This window comes from Vibrio antiquarius (assembly GCF_000024825.1).
Classification (GTDB): Bacteria; Pseudomonadota; Gammaproteobacteria; order Enterobacterales; family Vibrionaceae; genus Vibrio; species Vibrio diabolicus.
In genome coordinates this window covers 195,756-211,938 of sequence record NC_013457.1, presented here as the reverse complement: position 1 = coordinate 211,938, position 16,183 = coordinate 195,756, and the positions used below count along the sequence as shown (strand labels likewise).

Below are 16,183 nucleotides of genomic sequence, written 5' to 3'. Positions count from 1 at the left end.
GAATATATCTAGGAACTTGAGATGGATACACTGGTAAAGAATTACAACCTTACTGCACGCGTGATGCACTGGTTATCTGCGCTGTGCATTATTGGTCTATTTGCAGTGGGTTTGTGGATGGTCGACCTTAGCTATTACAGCGAATGGTATCGAACTGCGCCACATTACCATCGCTCTGTCGGTATTTTACTCGCTATTTTAACTTTGGCACGCATTGTATGGAAACATGTTACGGCGTCACCAAAGGTAGAAGGCAAACCTTACGAAGTGCTTGCTGCTAAAGCAGCTCATGGTGTTATGTACCTACTATTGGTCACCATCTTTGTTTCAGGTTACCTCATTTCAACGTCTGATGGACGCGGTATCGAAGTGTTTAATTGGTTTACCGTGCCAGGAGCGGGAGAGTTATTCCCAGGACAATCAGACATAGCGGGTGAAATTCACTTCTACGCAGCTTGGGCCGTCATCCTGATAGCAGGTTTGCACGCTATTGCTGCGCTAAAACACCACTTTATCGATAAAGACAACACATTAAGAAAAATGTTAGGAGCTTCAAAATGAAAAAGTCACTCTTCGCTACAGGATTAGCTATCGCTATGGCACTACCATTTGGTGCGCAAGCTGCAGATTATGTCATCGATACCAAAGGTGCTCACGCTTCAATTAACTTTAAAGTTAGCCACTTGGGTTACAGCTTCATCAAAGGTCGTTTCAATACATTTTCTGGTGACTTTTCTTTTGATGAGAACAACATTGCTGATTCAAAAGTGAATGTTGTTGTTGATACAACTAGCTTAGACTCCAACCACGCTGAACGTGACAAGCACATTCGTAGTGGTGACTTCATTGATGCTGGTAAATACAGCGAAGCGACCTTTAAAAGCACAAAAGTGGTTGATAAAGGTAATGGCAAGCTAGATGTAACTGGTGATCTAACGCTACACGGTGTTACTAAGCCTATTACTATCGAAGCTGAATTCGTTGGCGCAGGTAGTGACCCATGGGGTGGTGAGCGCGCTGGCTTCGTTGGTAACACTCGCCTTGAGCTTGCTGACTTTGATATCCCAGTAATGGGCGCTTCAAGCTATGTTGATATGGAACTTCATATCGAAGGCGTTAAGAAGTAACGAACTTCTTTTAGATACAGTAAAAGCGCTCTTCAACGAAAGAGCGCTTTTTTATTACCTCAATCACAATCGACAACATTGGCAAGCCAGTCAGTGACAGCGATTGAAAGCCAACAGACGTTGCAAGCGTTTAATGAATTACGCTGTTTCTAACTCGTTTTTTTCTACTAGGTTTAAACGCTCACCAAAAATCGGGCGTAGTGCTTTTAATACTTCAGTACGAGTAACAACACCGACCATCTGGCCATTTTCAAGTACAGGAAGTACTTGTGGCTTGCTCACTTTGATGCTTTTTGCGCGTTCTTCTAAAGATAGAGACGTCATGCGAGTGGCGATGCCCATGCTGCTCGTTGGGTACAACTGCTCTTTATCGATACATAGGAATTCGACAACATCAACGAGACGATCACCAGCATCAATTGCGACCACATCGCGGCTCATGATGTCGACGACTTTTTGGTCTTTCACCGGAATGTAGTCCTCACACCATAGTTCTACCATCACATCGTGAGCAGAGAAGAAGCCAACCAATCGATTTTGTACGTCTACAACAGGTGCGCTAGTTACGTTGTTATCAAGTAGCACATCTAGTGCGATTGCTATCGGTGTTTCTGCACTGATGGTAACTGGTTTTGGGTTCATAATGTCTTTAACAAAAGATGCGTTTTTCATGGTGAAATCCTTAACTGACGAGAGTGTTGTAGTCGTTGTGATAGAAGATATATTCGCTGCTTTTAGTTCTGGTCGGCGAAAAATACACCAGTTTGCAAGACCAACTAAAACCGCTCCGCCGACGATGTTGCCAAGCGTGACAGGAATTAAGTTAGCGGTAATAAAGTGGCCAATATTTAAGTCTGCGTACTGTGAAGCGGGCACACCGACGGAGGCCCAAAAAGACTCAGGCGCAAAATTCGCGATAACAATGCCAAGTGGAACCATAAACATGTTCGCGACACAGTGTTCAAAGCCACTGCTGACAAACATGGCCACAGGCATGATTGTCATTGCTGCTTTTGTCATTGCATTTGCAGAGCTAAACGTTAACCAAATCGCGAGGCAGACCAATAGGTTACAAAGGATGCCGAGCGCAAACGCCTGAATGAGAGTGTGATGAAGCTTGTGCTGCGCGATGTTAAGCGCATTTAACCCCCATTGACCGCTATCCATTTGATAAAGACCAGCTGCAGTAACTAGCGCAAGTAGGAACATCGCACCAATGAAGTTGCCAACGTAAACCTTGCCCCAAATAGAAAGCATTTTTCCGAACGAGATTTGCTTATTGGCCCATGAGATACTGGAAAGAACTGAGCTGGTAAATAGTTCACCGCCGCAGATCACGATGAGGATCAAGCCCATACTAAATGCTAATCCGCCAGCAAGACGGCTTAAGCCCCAACCAGCGCCAGCGCTGCCAGTAGTCACCGTGATGTAAAACAAGAACGCCAATCCAATGAACGCGCCCGCCATGATGGCAAGACTCAGTGTCATACTGCTGGTTTTGTTTGCTTTACTTAACGCAAATTTTTCCGCTTCAGCCATCATTTCTTTTGGAGAAAAGTACTGGTGATTTTGAGAGCTGGTCACCGCCATATTGACTCCTTAATTTGTAATCGCATAAAAATTCCTTGGTTATTAACTCAAAAATGAAATTGTTGTTTTTATTTAGAAGCCTCAATGACTTCAGTCTCAAAGTCATTGAGGCTTGCGGTGTTCCCGAACCGCACAGTCAGAATAAGGAGAAGGGTTTGGTAGGTAAAATTGATAATATTTAGAAACCTCATCAAATTAATTGATAACTTTATGCGGCTAGGTAAAATGAACTCTATTGCTTATTGGGGCATGTTTTTAACGATTGTGAGGGTATGAAAAATACTCACCAATAATGGAGGACACTTTGCGCTACTCACTTAAGCAATTAGCGGTTTTTGACGCAGTTGCAGATACCGGCAGTGTAAGCCAGGCCGCAGAGAAACTGGCTTTGACACAATCAGCGACAAGTATGTCGCTTGCGCAATTAGAAAAAATGCTTGGCAGGCCTTTATTTGAGAGGCAGGGCAAGCAAATGGCGTTAACCCATTGGGGTATGTGGTTACGACCAAAAGCAAAACGCTTATTACAAGACGCACTGCAGATTGAAATGGGCTTTTATGAGCAACATTTGTTAAGCGGTGAGATTCGCATGGGCGCGAGTCAAACTCCGGCAGAGCATCTGGTTCCAGACCTTATCAGTATCATTGATAATGACTTTCCAGAAATGCGTATTTCCCTTGGTGTGCAGAGTACAAAAGGGGTTATTGATGGCGTATTAGATTATAAATATGACTTAGGGATCATCGAGGGGCGTTGTGACGATAACCGTTTGCACCAAGAAGTCTGGTGCCGAGACCATCTTACTGTTGTCGCTGCTTCTCATCATCCTTTTGCTCGCAATCAATCTGTAAGCCTCGCGCAGTTAGAACAAGCGAAGTGGGTGTTGAGAGAGCATGGCTCTGGCACACGAAAAACATTTGATAGCTCTATTCATCATCTAATTGAAGATTTGGATGTGTGGCGAGAGTACGAGCACGTTCCGGTGTTACGCAGTTTAGTTGCTAACGGCCAGTACCTTACTTGTTTACCGTATTTAGATGTAGAGCGATATATAGAAGCGGATCATCTTGTTGCGTTAAATGTGCCCGAGCTAAAAATGGAAAGGACACTTTCATTTATATGGCGAGCTGATATGGCAGAAAACCCACTAGTCGACTGCATTAAACGAGAAGGTCTGCGAATGATGAAAGGCAAACCTTCGGTATTGTAAGTTACTACTCAATACATGCAATAAACTCTAGAAGCACAGCAATGCCACTCGCTTAATTGGGAGTGGCATATTTCTATGTACAGTATACTGAACTTCGAAGAATAAGCGTGATTCAGGAGCTTTTATGCACTCACTTGGTGAACCATGATTCTGCACGCCGATATTAGCTTCCAGTCTCGTTAAAGCTTGCTGGAGTGACCTATTGGAACTGTCCTACACACATCCTTTTTTACCGAGTATTAGAAATACTCATTCCCTAAATCTGTTGATTTATCGGTTGCGTCAAACTTTTAGTGCAAGTCATGAAATTGTTATAACCTTATTGTGATCATTATCACCGATAAACAAGACTGATGTATCTAACATGTGTCCTTGATTTCAATGTATGAAGGCAGTTATTGAGCCATATGGGTACGATAATAGCCAAGCAGGTACGACTACCATGACGACACTTTTAGCTATCTCTATCACTACTGGAATTTTATCTGGCGTATGGGGTTGGATCGCCATTTCTTTAGGTTTGCTTTCTTGGGCTGGTTTTTTAGGTTGCACGAGCTACTTTGCTGCGCCAACTAGCGGATTGAAAGGACTTGGTATCAGCTTAATCACTAATATGACGGGTGTATTCTGGGCAATGGTAATTATCCACGGTTCAACTTACGTTGGTTTGGAAATTATCGGTTATGTGATTACCGCTATTGTGGCATTTTTCATGTGTATTCAAGCGAAACAGGCTTGGCTCGCGTACATTCCAGGCACTTTTATTGGTTCCTGCGCAACATTTGCCGCTGATGGAAACTGGCAACTTGTCATTCCATCTTTGCTGCTAGGTGGTGTGTTTGGTTATCTAATGAAAGCGACTGGACTTTGGTTGCATACGAAATCAAGCACTACTTCTTCTACGCTTGCTGAGCAAGCACAGTAGTGAACCCCCGATCTTATTTGTATCCACTGTGTATTGAGTTTTATCCCTCTCAATACCTTTAATCAAAATTAATGATGTTTGATACAAGCACACCAATTTGGTGTGCTTTTTTTGTATTACAAGGCAAGGTGTGAGTGTGAAATACTCTAACTCATGTATTACCGTTTGCCATGGTGACAACGCGCTTAAGTGTCCAACGCAGAAGTACAGGAATGCACTCCATACCTCTCTCTTCACAGTGAGATACAATGGCCAAAGCTAAGTCCGGTTTTGCATGCTTTTTCAAAACACGGTTTACGACTTTTTTAGCTGGAATAGGGTGATCATGAGGAACTTTGATGATGTCCTTAAAGAAAAGTTCAAACCCATGATTATATAGAAAATGTTCTATATCTCGATCAGGTAACTCTGTAAGTCTATGCCTTTCCTGATCATGATCGAGTTGCGCTCTCACGGCATGCGCGTACTTTTTACCTGCCGGGTCACCATCGGTAACAACATGCCAGTCGATACCGAACTCTTTTGCTACTTTGATCAGTGACTTCAGTCCTGACTGTGCAAATTCAACGATTTGAACTCCTTCCGCAGCTAAGTCATATCCACATTGACGAGCCAATTCATGAAATAACCAAACTTCAGTTTCGCCTTCTACGAGCAACCAACACCGTGCAAACAACGCCCCTGAGCGATGAAAACGAATGTGAAAACCAATTCGGCGTAACTCATCTCTACCAAACTTGGCAGAGTTTAAGCTCTTGGCAATGGTTCGGTCTGACAAGCGAATCAAACGCCGGATTGAATAAAGTGGAACCGAGCCAAGTAACGTACCGCTGTTGGTAGTTAAAATCTTTTGCATTGGCAACAACTGCAATAATGACCACGCTCTAGCGAGATGAGTTGGGTGTAGTCGGCCTTCCGGGTCTTCGATGATCAGTATAGGTCTTGCGCAGCGTCTTAAATCGGTAGGGCCTTTTGCTTGAAGGTAAGCATTGAGAAGCCCCATTAAAAGCAAGCGGCTTTGTTTATCATTTGTTTCCTTAAGGAATTGACTTAATCCTTTATCAGAGGAAGGGCTTGTATAAAAAAGACCATCACGAGGTTTTCGTGGGTTACCTTTGCTGACGCTGCGGAACGCAAAATAGTGTTCGACAAGTGTTTGCATTGAATCGAGACTACTGCGAATCTCACCCTTGTTTACGTGCCCAGGCATCGCCAATAGCCGTCGACAGGTGTTATTGATTCGTTTTTCAATCCTAGCATTTTTGCTGTCGCCGTTGACGTGGTTTAGATCTGGAAAGCGTCGGGAGTCTCGTAGGCGGATAACAGGGTGAAGAGTCATCAACTCTACGGCGAGTTTCTCAGAGTGGTGCAGTTTCTTCGGCTTACCGTTATGATCCAAAAATGCGTATTCAGTTTTAATATCATACTCGTCGCGAGACGCACTAATTCGATAGTAAATGACCTGCTCACCATCCTCGTTTGTGCACCATGCAGGTTTTATCCGTCGATAACGCCCAGCTTTTACTTCGTTCTTGTCTTGTGCTTTAAAGCAAACAATGATCTGCAAGTGTTGGGTTTGTGGATGAGAAATTGAATAATCAACGTGAAAATCTTTTAATTCGAATTGATACAATGAGCCATTAGCAGGTAGCGCGATAGAAAGGGCATCGAGCAATGATGATTTGCCCCACGTGTTCTCACCGATGAGCGTAGTGAGTTCGTCAAAAGAGAGTGAAAGGCGTTTGATGCCTCTAAACCCGGAGATTTCGATGCGTTCTAGTCTCATCTCAATCCTCCTTGCAATTATTTGAATTATAGAGAGTTATTTTGCTACTCCTAAGCATATATTAATTCGAAATATTGGAGTTAAGCTCAGTTCACAAAATTACGAGAGCCCCTTACTGAATAGAGACCGCAACAAGCGACGCTTGCTTTCAAAAGTAGTGTAGATAGCATCGTGATCACTTAAACATGAAATCAAAAAATCACAGTTTCATAAAATTCATGATTCTGTCATGATTCACTTCTTATTATTATAAGGAATGAAAAGAGAGAAGATGAAGATGAATAACAATCATAAGCCAGTGAGAATCAAACTGGCACACATCAATGACACACATTCCTACTTTGAGCCAACGTCATTACAGTTAAAGCTTAAGATCAACAATGAACTCACGCTAGAGCCATACGTGAGTGCTGGCGGGTTTTCTCGCATCGCAACCCGAGTAGAGCAGCTACGAGACGACGCTCAACGTCAAGGGCATGGGATGTTATTTCTCCATGCTGGAGACTGTTTCCAAGGCACACTTTATTTCTCATTATTTAAAGGTAAAGCCAACGCCGATCTGTTGAATGCGTTAAAGATTGATGCGATGGCGTTAGGCAACCATGAACTGGATATGGGTAATGAACCTGTTGCCTTATTCTGTCAACGCACTCAGTTTCCATTGCTTGCTGGTAACTGGGATCTATCAAATGAATCGCTTCAAAAGCCTCACCGAGTCAGCGATAGCAACAATGTGTATAGCTATCAAACGGAGACACAAAGCGCACAATACATCGTCAAAGAGTTTCATGGTGAGCAGGTTGCGATTTTCGGATTATCCATTGATAAAATGAGCGATATCGCGAACCCAGATGCAGATACGCCATTTAAGTCTGCAATTGAAACTGCTAAGGCGACCGTAAAACAAATTCACTACTCTGGTATTAAAAATATCATTCTTCTGAGCCACTTAGGTTATGAAGGCGATTTAGAGTTGGCTGAACAAGTTGAGGGGATTGGTATTATTGTTGGTGGACATAGCCACCGACTGCAAGGCGATTTCTCATCAATAGGTTTAGGGCAAGATGACCCTTATGGTGTCAAAGTAAAAGATACCTACGTTGTGCAAGCGGGCTTTCATGCTTTGACTATGGGGCACTGCGTCATTGAATTTGATGAAAACGGCAAAGCAACCATGCTGAGTGGTCAAAATGAACTGTTACTTGGCCGACGTATTTTTTGGGACTCGACACTAAATCAACAGCTTGACCAAGGCGTATTCGAAACCGCGTGTGACTTTATCCATGGTCAACCTAATGTGGTGGTCTGTAAGAAACACCCAGAGACTCAAGCGATCCTAAGTGATAAATACATCCCTCGGGTAAGACAGTTACAGTCACAAGTCATTGCTAGTATTGACACCAAAAAGCGTCATGTGCGAATCCCAGATGAGTTTGGTGAGAGCGAGCTGGCTTCTTCTGTTGCTCGTTCATTTTTGTACAGCCTAAATAAACGCGGGCATGAGGTTCAATTTGCGATTCATAATGCGGGTGGCGTGCGAACATCATTGAATCCTGGCAACATCACAGTGGCAGATATTGCCGGACGGTTGTTGCCTTTTGCCGTTCCGATCGGCTTTTACGACGTAAAAGGCCGTGCTATTCGCCGAGCACTTGAAGGCGCCATAAACAATGCACTCAACAATGATGTGGAAGGTACTGGCTCTGGCAGTTATCCATACACTTACAATTTAAACTTTGAGTACCGAGCTGATGCCCCTAAAGGTGAAAGAATTCAGTCATTAGCAATTTTTGATGGTCAACAATGGGTCGACGTTCAAGACGACACCTGGTATAGAGGCACTTCCTCCGCTTATACCATGAAAGGGAAAGAAGGTTACGATGCGCTACTGGAGATGAAAGGCGAGGGGCGTGTAACCAACTTATCCATGGCAGACTGTTTTATTGAACTTCTGACCGATGAGCCAAGCTGCTTGAATCAAAGTCACAAACTTTATACACAGCAACACAGATAGTAGATATTGGTATCGATTTTGCTGTCCTTCAATTGCTACATGCGATGATGAGGGTGGCAGTATGTGGAATAAAGATTGGACAGATACGGCAGTGGTGGTTGCTTGGGTCGCAATTTGGTCAACGTTAGTTTACTTTGTACCTTTGAGCGGCTTTTGAATTGCTAATAACACGGAAGTTAGAAAAGGAGCAGTTATGCTCCTTTTTTGTGTCTATGTTCTCAAAGACAACGCTCTGACTCCTAAATGTATCACCTTGAGTCACTTGCTGCTCTTTACACCTAATAACAAAAGTTCACGTGGTTGAATCAATTCCTTTCTTTTTATATTTCTTTCTGATTTTTAATAAGAATTTTATTTCGATTGGACAAAGTTTTTTTGTTGGAAAGCGTGACATTCGGCGTTATCATTGCGGCGTTTGGGGAGTAGTTAGCGCAAGTTTACTTATCGTCATCTCGTTAAGCATCAGCTTATCCGGTAAGTAAAGGTGTTGCGTGATTCATCCACGCCGACACTTCAACGAGACCAACGCATTCATTGACTGGCAGCACATGATTATTATGTGACTGCTTGTTGTTATTGTCTGCGGAAGGTCACCAAACTCATGTCCTTCCGCCATGGGAGGAAGCATGTCTCTTATCGAAAGTACCACCCAATTGAGCCAATCGGCACCACTTCAAGAGTCATTAGCGATGTATGGCGCTTTTGGTCTTTTTACGCTTGTTCTTGTTGCGCTTGATATCTATCAAACGCGTGGTGGCGTTATAACGATGAAAAAAGCCATCCTCTGGAGTGTTTTTTGGTTCTTACTTGCCTTTGTTTTTGCAGGTTCTATCTATTTATTCTGGGACTTTTACGCACCGCACAGCACTTATACGAACGATAAAGCAACGGTTTCATTCTTAACAGGCTACTTACTAGAGAAGTCGCTAAGCGTGGATAACTTGTTTGTGTTTGCCATCATCTTTGCACAATACAGTGTGCCGGAGCATTTGCGTCCGCGAGCGCTGCTTTGGGGCGTGATTGGTGCGTTAGTTCTACGGGCTATCATGATTGCGGTTGGTGCTCAGTTACTTGCGCAGTACCACTGGGTGTTGTACCTCTTTGCCGCATTCCTTATTTGGACAGGTATTAAGCTTGCTCGCGACAAAGGTGAAGCAGAAGAGGTTAACCCATACCCTGAGCAGTTTATTCGCAGAATATTGCCAGTTACGGATGATTACCAAGGAAATCACTTAATCTTAAAGCAAGCTGGTAAGTGGGTGGCAACACCAATGCTGATCGTAGTCGGTGTAATTGCAGTGATGGACGTAATGTTTGCACTGGATTCTATACCTGCCATATTCGCGGTAACACGAGAGCCATTTTTAGTCTTAGCCGCGAACGTGTTTGCACTGTTGGGTTTGCGATCTTTGTACTTTGTTCTGCAAGCGATGTTAGACAAGTTTGTGTACTTAAAACCAGCATTATCGGTGATCATGATGTTTATCGGTGTAAAGATGTTATTGGTGGGAACAGAGTATGAGATTCCGACAACGTGGTCACTCACATTCTTAATCGTTGTGATGACATCAGCGGTTGTGGCATCGCTCCTCAAAAATAAGTCGAACAGTCGCTCTAGCGTTAAAATTACTAATCAAAAAATATAAGTAAAGCGCTAAAAATAAAATAAATAACGAAACTTAATGTTAAAAATATGTTGTTAGTCGAGATGGCTTTATGCAGGTAACGTTAAGTTATTCAACATAATTAGACAGTTTATGACTATTTATGCTGTTATTATTCATTTGTATTTTTGATGTTTGTAATGGACTTGTTTTATTAGATAATATAATCCGAATGGGTAAAATTTGTCATTTCTTAAACAATAAGAAACTGACTAATATACAACCAACAAAACAGACTACTGCTTTAAAGAGAGGCAATCATGGCACAAGCAATGCAAATGACAAATGTAGCTTTACCAACCTCTATGGATAAGAAAACCTACGCGGTTAACTTCAAAGGACTGATTGCTCACTTACTAGACATTCTATTCGTAGATAATACTGCACCACGCAGTTACTATGCGGAAGATTTGTCAGCTCACATTCAAAAAGATATCGGTATGTACCGTTAATCTTGAAATAATGAATGAAAATACCGGCTTATAAGCCGGTATTTTTTTAGCTGCTCAAACGCGAATAACGGAGCTAGAACTCTATACAGAGTCAATACCGGAGTAGAGGAGCTTATTCCAAATTGGTGTTCATTAGAAATGAAAACGGGGCACTAATAGTGCCCCGTTTTGACTTGTAGAGTAATACGATATTACTTCTTACGGCAGTATTCTGCGATCACGTACATTGACTGACCGCCATTTGCCTTGCCCGAAACCAGTTTCGGATCATCACCAAGGCTGATACCACGGATCACTGTGCCTTGTTTGATTACTTGGTTAGTGCCTTTAACTGGTAGGTCTTTGATTACCGTTACATCGTCACCTTTCTTAAGTTCAGTGCCGTTGCAATCCAGCGTTTTGTCATCATCAGACATACCCTTCATCGCCCAGTTCATTTGCTCTTCTTCCATGTACATCATGTCAAGAGCATCTTGAGCCCAGCTTTCAGAGTTTAGGCGAGTGAGTTGGCGCCATGCTGTCACTTGTACTGCAGGAACCTGGCTCCACATGCTTTCGTTTAGACAACGCCAGTGGTTAATGTCTTTTGGCTCATCGATCTCACCCAGACACTTATCACAAACCATGATAGCAGTATCAACGGTCACGTTACCGTGAGGTGGGACAGCGTATGCTGTTAGTTGAGATTCAGAAGAACACAGTTCACATTTTGACTCGCAGCGCGCAAGCAGAGTAGCTTCAATAGACATAAGGACTCACCTTAGTAATGTTATTTTGTGGCGGTATTATCCACTTTATCCTGAGAAATAAAAGGGTGTTAGCGAATTAAAGCCGAGATTTTACAATATTCCAACCTGATTAGGGTGAAGATGTAAAATATTCGCTAAACAAATAATACCTGTATATAAGAAAATGCATTGATTGCTTTGGGTGATGAATTGGTTGCTTCATTTATTGAGGAAGTTAGAAGTTCGTTGGGAGTATTGACTGCGCTCAGAAGTGTGGGTAGGGCCCTCTAAAAATATAGAGGGCATATTGCTAGCGTTCTATAATCTGCACAATTTGATCTTTTGAAATGCTCATTTCTTTCCCATCCATGTCTTCATACTCGTACATACCCGTTTCTTCGTTAAGGTCTGGTTTACCGTAAGAAGTAATAATTTTTCCTTCATTTGTCGACATAAGATATTGACTACTTCCGCATGCAGCAAGAAGTAAAGCTGTGGCCATTATAGTGAATATGCGCATAGAGTTTTCCTTTCAAACAAGTAAGTTAGGTACGGCACCGATTTAACTATAGCAAAGGATATACGGGACGGTTTTTATGATAGAGAACGAAAAAGCCCAGTCGAAACTGGGCTTTGGTAAGAGAGGTAATACGATTACTTCAGAACGGAAGTATTAGTCACACCCGTTAAAGTGTCATCCATTAAGAAGTCAGTGTTTTCCATTTGCATCTCAACGTGATGATCAATATCAGAAAGTGTGCCATTTGGAGAAACAAACGTAATGTGCGATGCAGTAGCGTTATACTGCACAAAGCTTGCCATTGGAGATACTGCTGTATTAGCACTGTTTACGGTCGTTAAACCTAGCTTAGCTGCTAGAGGCTCAGTCCCGGCAAACGGTGCATTTGGAACGCTGTTTGGTACATTGCCATCGCCATCAACCTCGGTCATCAGGAATGGTGTTGTTAGTGAACCAGAAGCAACTAAATCTGACGCGTTTGTGAACGGGTCTACGGTATCTAGCGTGGTTTGTGCCGCGTAGATAAACTGCGAGAAGCCAGCTTCTAGTGTTGCTAACTGAGTTTCTGTTGCTGCGGCCTCAAAAGCTTCGTAACACGTTTTATCTTCCAATTGTGTACATGACGCATCTGCATAACTCGCGTAGTCTGCAGACGCAGCATATGCTAAGTTATGCCTGATCTGAGCGCCGTAGGCTTCTGAACCTAGTAACAAATTGCCAATTTGGCCACCAGAGTTCTGTACAGAAGCAGAGCTAAATGTGTAAAGTGCATCTGCGTTGGGGCTACCTAGCGTGTTATTTGCTGCTGCCACGGCAGATGTAGCCACAATACCGCCAAGTGAATGACCTAACATTTTGACTTTAGAACCCGTCATTGGGTTAAAGCCTTGCAGAGGCCCTTCTGCCAACAGACCACCTTGCGCCGATACCACTAAGCTCGCGCGTAAACCCAATACATCCAGTACACTTTGGCGTAGGTTATCACGAGCGATTGCCAAGTTAGAAAGATTTAGATACGCCAAGATATTAGCATTAGCTGAACGTTGCTCATCTAAGCTACGTGTGCCGTGAATAGGTAAGTCGATAGCAATAACAGCCACACCTGCTTTCACCATATTAAACGCGAAGGCATATGAATCCTCTTTTGCTGAAGTGATGCCGTGTTGATAAATCACAACGTCGGTCGCGACACCAGATTTAGGTGTGAAGACAAGTACTTCGACATCTTCTACCGATTTAACGACTGGAACTGGGGAGTAGCGAGTCACAATACGTTCACTGTCGAGTTGGGTACCATCGCTTAATGTGAGTTTAGCACCCACCAGTTTTAGCTGCTCTGTAGGATCGGTTGCAAGCTTTGTCACGTCAACAGGGTTATTTGCGAAAACGCCAGTTGATAGCTGCTGAACCATGTTCGCTTGCTCGTTCGGATCCGCCAGTGCTGCACTTAGCTTCGCTAGGCTTGGCATCGCAGATACCATTGGCTGCATGTTCCAGTTTGCCCCTTTTTCTAGATAATGAGGCAGTCTGACCACACCTTGAGTCACATTTACATCGGCACCTGACTTCGCATAAAGGCCTTTAATTGCCGTTTTTGCCGCGTCTAGGTCACTAACGTACTTACTAAAGTCATCGTCAGAGTCTAGCGCAGTGCTAAAGTCTTGGGTTGCACCAAGTGTCATTGTGTAGGCTGTTGATAAATCTACTGAACCTTCGTTCGCATCGTTTTTGTAAACCGCGTTTAATGTATTTGCACCCGTTGAGAAACCGGTTGCGGTTACACCTTTAACCGCCGCCAAAGTATCACCTACAGACTGAGTGCTGAACCATGAGGAGTAAACGATGTCGTCAGGGTTAACTTGAGCTAGACCAAAAATGCCTTCCACCGCTTGTGTCACCGCTTGAATAGAAGCAAGAGCACCAGTTTCATAAACGATTTCTTTCGATTTACCTGTCGCGTAACTGGCTGATGTACCGATTGGCTCACCATTCACGTCAGTAACATCTTGTGTTACTGCAAAAATGTACTCGCTTGACTCATCAAGCGCATCCATGAACTGGATATATAGAGAGTTGCCTTTTGCTTGAACAACGTAGTCTTGGTTCTGAACGAGAACTTCTTCGATTGGGTTAGACTTACCATCCCACTCGGTCAAACGTTGATTAATCTTGATGACTTTAATACCAGACGGCAGCATACCCGTTGCAAAACCATCGCCTTTAAAGTTCAGAACGATTGGCATAGACGTTGACCATCCATCCATCGTATTCATCGAGGCTCTAGGGTTGGTTAAGGCATCATCACCGTCAGTTGGCAGACCAAGCGTGCCATCTGTTGTGTCCATTAATAAGTAAGAGGGCGCAGGTACATCCGCATTCGCCCCTTGAAGCGTAAAGCTGATAGATGTTCCACGGTCGAGCAGTGCTTGGACTTCATCTTCAAATTGAACTTTGTCGGAAGTACCAGAGCTTGATGTATTATCACCACAACCAGCAAGAAGGATTGCAGAACAAAGCATTGATAATTTAAACGTGTGTTTCATTGGTTTACTCCGTAATCCCATTATTTGAAGGTGTAGTTCATCTGTACCGCGCTGATGTAAGCAGTACCTTCAGAGTCGAACTTGATCTCTTCATCCTGAGCATTTGTCTCGGTGAAAGAGCCTGATTTACTCTTAACAAGTGCAAAGCCTGCATCGAAAGTTAAATTCTCATTCATTGCGTAAGTTAGGCCCGCGCTGTACCAAAAACGGTCACTGTCAGGGATGCTCAATGTGGCTTCACCTGCTTGTTCGTCGTATGCAAAGCCCGCACGGAATGTCCAATCCGCATTGAGGGTGTAAGTGGCACCAATAGAATAACGATTGTTGTCTTCGTATTTCTCTGGTTTGTAGAAACATTGACCAGCAGTTCCATCATTACATTGAGGACTCGTCGCTTTCAGTTCTTTAAATGTGCTCCAATCGGTCTGTTGCCAGCCGTAATGTACTGCCCATTGTTCATTCAGTTGATGGAAAGCCGATAATTCGATAATTGAAGGGAGAGAGATTTTTAAACGGCCATCCACTTTTGGTGATGGAGCTCGGCCTGAGTCGTAACTACTAAACTCACCGTCGTCAAAATCTAGATCAACTTTAGAACGGTAACCAAAGCCAAAACGGTTGTTTTCATTTAGCTCGTACAAAGCGCCAATATTCCAACCCCAAGCAAAAGTTTCGCCTTCCATGCCGACAAGGTTATCGGACTTATTACCACCTAAAATACGGGCGAGTGCGCCTTTGTGACGAGTCAGCTCCGCTTCCGCGTACACTAGGTTGATACCGCCACCGACACTGAAAGACTCGTTAATACGGTAAGCGACATTAGGATTAATGTTTACTGAAAGTAGGGAAGTGTCACCCGCCATGTCACCCGCAGAAATATCATCTGGATAATCAGTAGCAACACCGTATGTTGTGAACATACCGATACCCCAAGCCCAGTTATCGTTGATAGGGCTGATGTAATAACCCGCTGGCACGACTTGTAAAGGGGCAACATCTTTCGCATGTTCTTTGTTAACCGTGTCATACACATCGACTTCAGGATCGATGATAGATAACGCGCCCGAGAATTGAGCTTCTTTGAAAAGCGTCATCGCTGCTGGGTTTCGTGCAAGAACGCTGGCATTGTCTGCGACCGCTCCTTCACCTGAAAATGCTCGACCAAGACCAGATGCTGAATGCTCAGCTACCTGGAAGCCCGCTGAATGGGCATTACACGCAAACAATATCGAAATTGTAAGCAGAGAGCAGTGCTTCTTGTTCATCCTTGACCCTCCTAGGGTGTCATAGTGTTGGACCGAAGTCCTTGTAATTGTTGTGTGATACTTACACCAGTTGTTAATACGTGAAATACAACTGTGATGTAAATGTAATGTTAATTGTATGTTTAATAACTTGTCAAAGTTTGAGCGTATTTTGCGTTTTAAATATGATGCATAGGTCAAACGGTGATTCGTAAGGGCATGTATTATCGTTATATTTTTTAAGAGAATGGTACGACCAGAATTGTTTTACGGGCTTTATGGTTAAATGGCATTCAAACCGAGAGATAGCGGGCTTTGCCGTTTCTGTACTTAGCAGGCATAATTCGCGCCTCGCTTTGTTGTTATTCAATAGACGCAAT

The 16,183-nt window shown here is 43.4% G+C and carries 13 protein-coding genes; 7 read left to right on the top strand and 6 right to left on the bottom strand.

Annotated elements, in window-relative coordinates; genetic code table 11:
• Positions 1-21 precede the first annotated feature (21 nt).
• Positions 22-561: a cytochrome b gene (locus VEA_RS16020; RefSeq protein ID WP_012842319.1), complete on the top strand. Its 540-nt coding sequence runs from the start codon at positions 22-24 to the stop codon at positions 559-561.
• A complete protein-coding gene (locus tag VEA_RS16015) occupies positions 558-1,127 on the top strand; it encodes a YceI family protein (protein ID WP_005395526.1) in 570 nt (189 codons plus the stop codon). Before VEA_RS16020 ends, VEA_RS16015 begins: the two co-directional genes overlap by 4 nt.
• A gap of 138 nt (positions 1,128-1,265) precedes the next feature.
• Here VEA_RS16015 and focA read toward each other — a convergent pair whose 3' ends face one another.
• Positions 1,266-2,717 (bottom strand): formate transporter FocA, encoded by a 1,452-nt coding sequence (gene focA / locus VEA_RS16010; protein WP_012842317.1) that lies wholly within the window; start codon positions 2,715-2,717, stop codon positions 1,266-1,268.
• A gap of 304 nt (positions 2,718-3,021) precedes the next feature.
• Between focA and VEA_RS16005 the strand changes: the two genes are divergently transcribed.
• Both VEA_RS16005 and VEA_RS16000 read left to right on the top strand, forming a co-directional pair.
• Positions 3,022-3,927, top strand: coding sequence for a LysR substrate-binding domain-containing protein (locus VEA_RS16005; protein WP_012842316.1), 906 nt, complete (start codon positions 3,022-3,024; stop codon positions 3,925-3,927).
• Between the two features lie 442 nt (positions 3,928-4,369).
• Entirely contained in the window at positions 4,370-4,852 is a 483-nt protein-coding gene (locus tag VEA_RS16000) for a DUF1097 domain-containing protein (protein WP_005395520.1), read from the top strand.
• 151 nt (positions 4,853-5,003) lie between these two features.
• Here VEA_RS16000 and VEA_RS15995 read toward each other — a convergent pair whose 3' ends face one another.
• Positions 5,004-6,638, bottom strand: coding sequence for an ATP-dependent endonuclease (locus VEA_RS15995; protein WP_012842315.1), 1,635 nt, complete (start codon positions 6,636-6,638; stop codon positions 5,004-5,006).
• 271 nt (positions 6,639-6,909) lie between these two features.
• Here VEA_RS15995 and VEA_RS15990 point away from each other — a divergent pair, with 271 nt between their 5' ends.
• The 3 genes from VEA_RS15990 (at position 6,910) to VEA_RS15975 (ending at position 10,768) form a co-directional block, all read left to right on the top strand.
• Entirely contained in the window at positions 6,910-8,652 is a 1,743-nt protein-coding gene (locus VEA_RS15990; RefSeq protein ID WP_041853073.1) for a bifunctional metallophosphatase/5'-nucleotidase, read from the top strand.
• A gap of 626 nt (positions 8,653-9,278) precedes the next feature.
• Complete coding sequence (locus VEA_RS15980) at positions 9,279-10,298, top strand: TerC/Alx family metal homeostasis membrane protein (protein ID WP_012842313.1); 1,020 nt, start codon at positions 9,279-9,281, stop codon at positions 10,296-10,298.
• Between the two features lie 278 nt (positions 10,299-10,576).
• Positions 10,577-10,768, top strand: coding sequence for a hypothetical protein (locus VEA_RS15975; RefSeq protein ID WP_005376351.1), 192 nt, complete (start codon positions 10,577-10,579; stop codon positions 10,766-10,768).
• A 191-nt stretch (positions 10,769-10,959) separates the two neighbouring features.
• Here VEA_RS15975 and VEA_RS15970 read toward each other — a convergent pair whose 3' ends face one another.
• From VEA_RS15970 to VEA_RS15955, 4 genes are all read right to left on the bottom strand, one after another.
• On the bottom strand, positions 10,960-11,517 hold the full coding sequence (locus tag VEA_RS15970; protein ID WP_005395511.1) for a PhnA domain-containing protein: 558 nt from the start codon (positions 11,515-11,517) through the stop codon (positions 10,960-10,962).
• Between the two features lie 289 nt (positions 11,518-11,806).
• Positions 11,807-12,016, bottom strand: coding sequence for a YgdI/YgdR family lipoprotein (locus VEA_RS15965; protein WP_041853072.1), 210 nt, complete (start codon positions 12,014-12,016; stop codon positions 11,807-11,809).
• Between the two features lie 134 nt (positions 12,017-12,150).
• Entirely contained in the window at positions 12,151-14,559 is a 2,409-nt protein-coding gene (locus VEA_RS15960; RefSeq protein ID WP_012842311.1) for a VolA/Pla-1 family phospholipase, read from the bottom strand.
• A gap of 20 nt (positions 14,560-14,579) precedes the next feature.
• Positions 14,580-15,824, bottom strand: a complete 1,245-nt coding sequence (locus tag VEA_RS15955) for an outer membrane protein transport protein (RefSeq protein WP_012842310.1) — start codon at positions 15,822-15,824, stop codon at positions 14,580-14,582.
• Between the last annotated feature and the right edge of the window lie 359 nt (positions 15,825-16,183).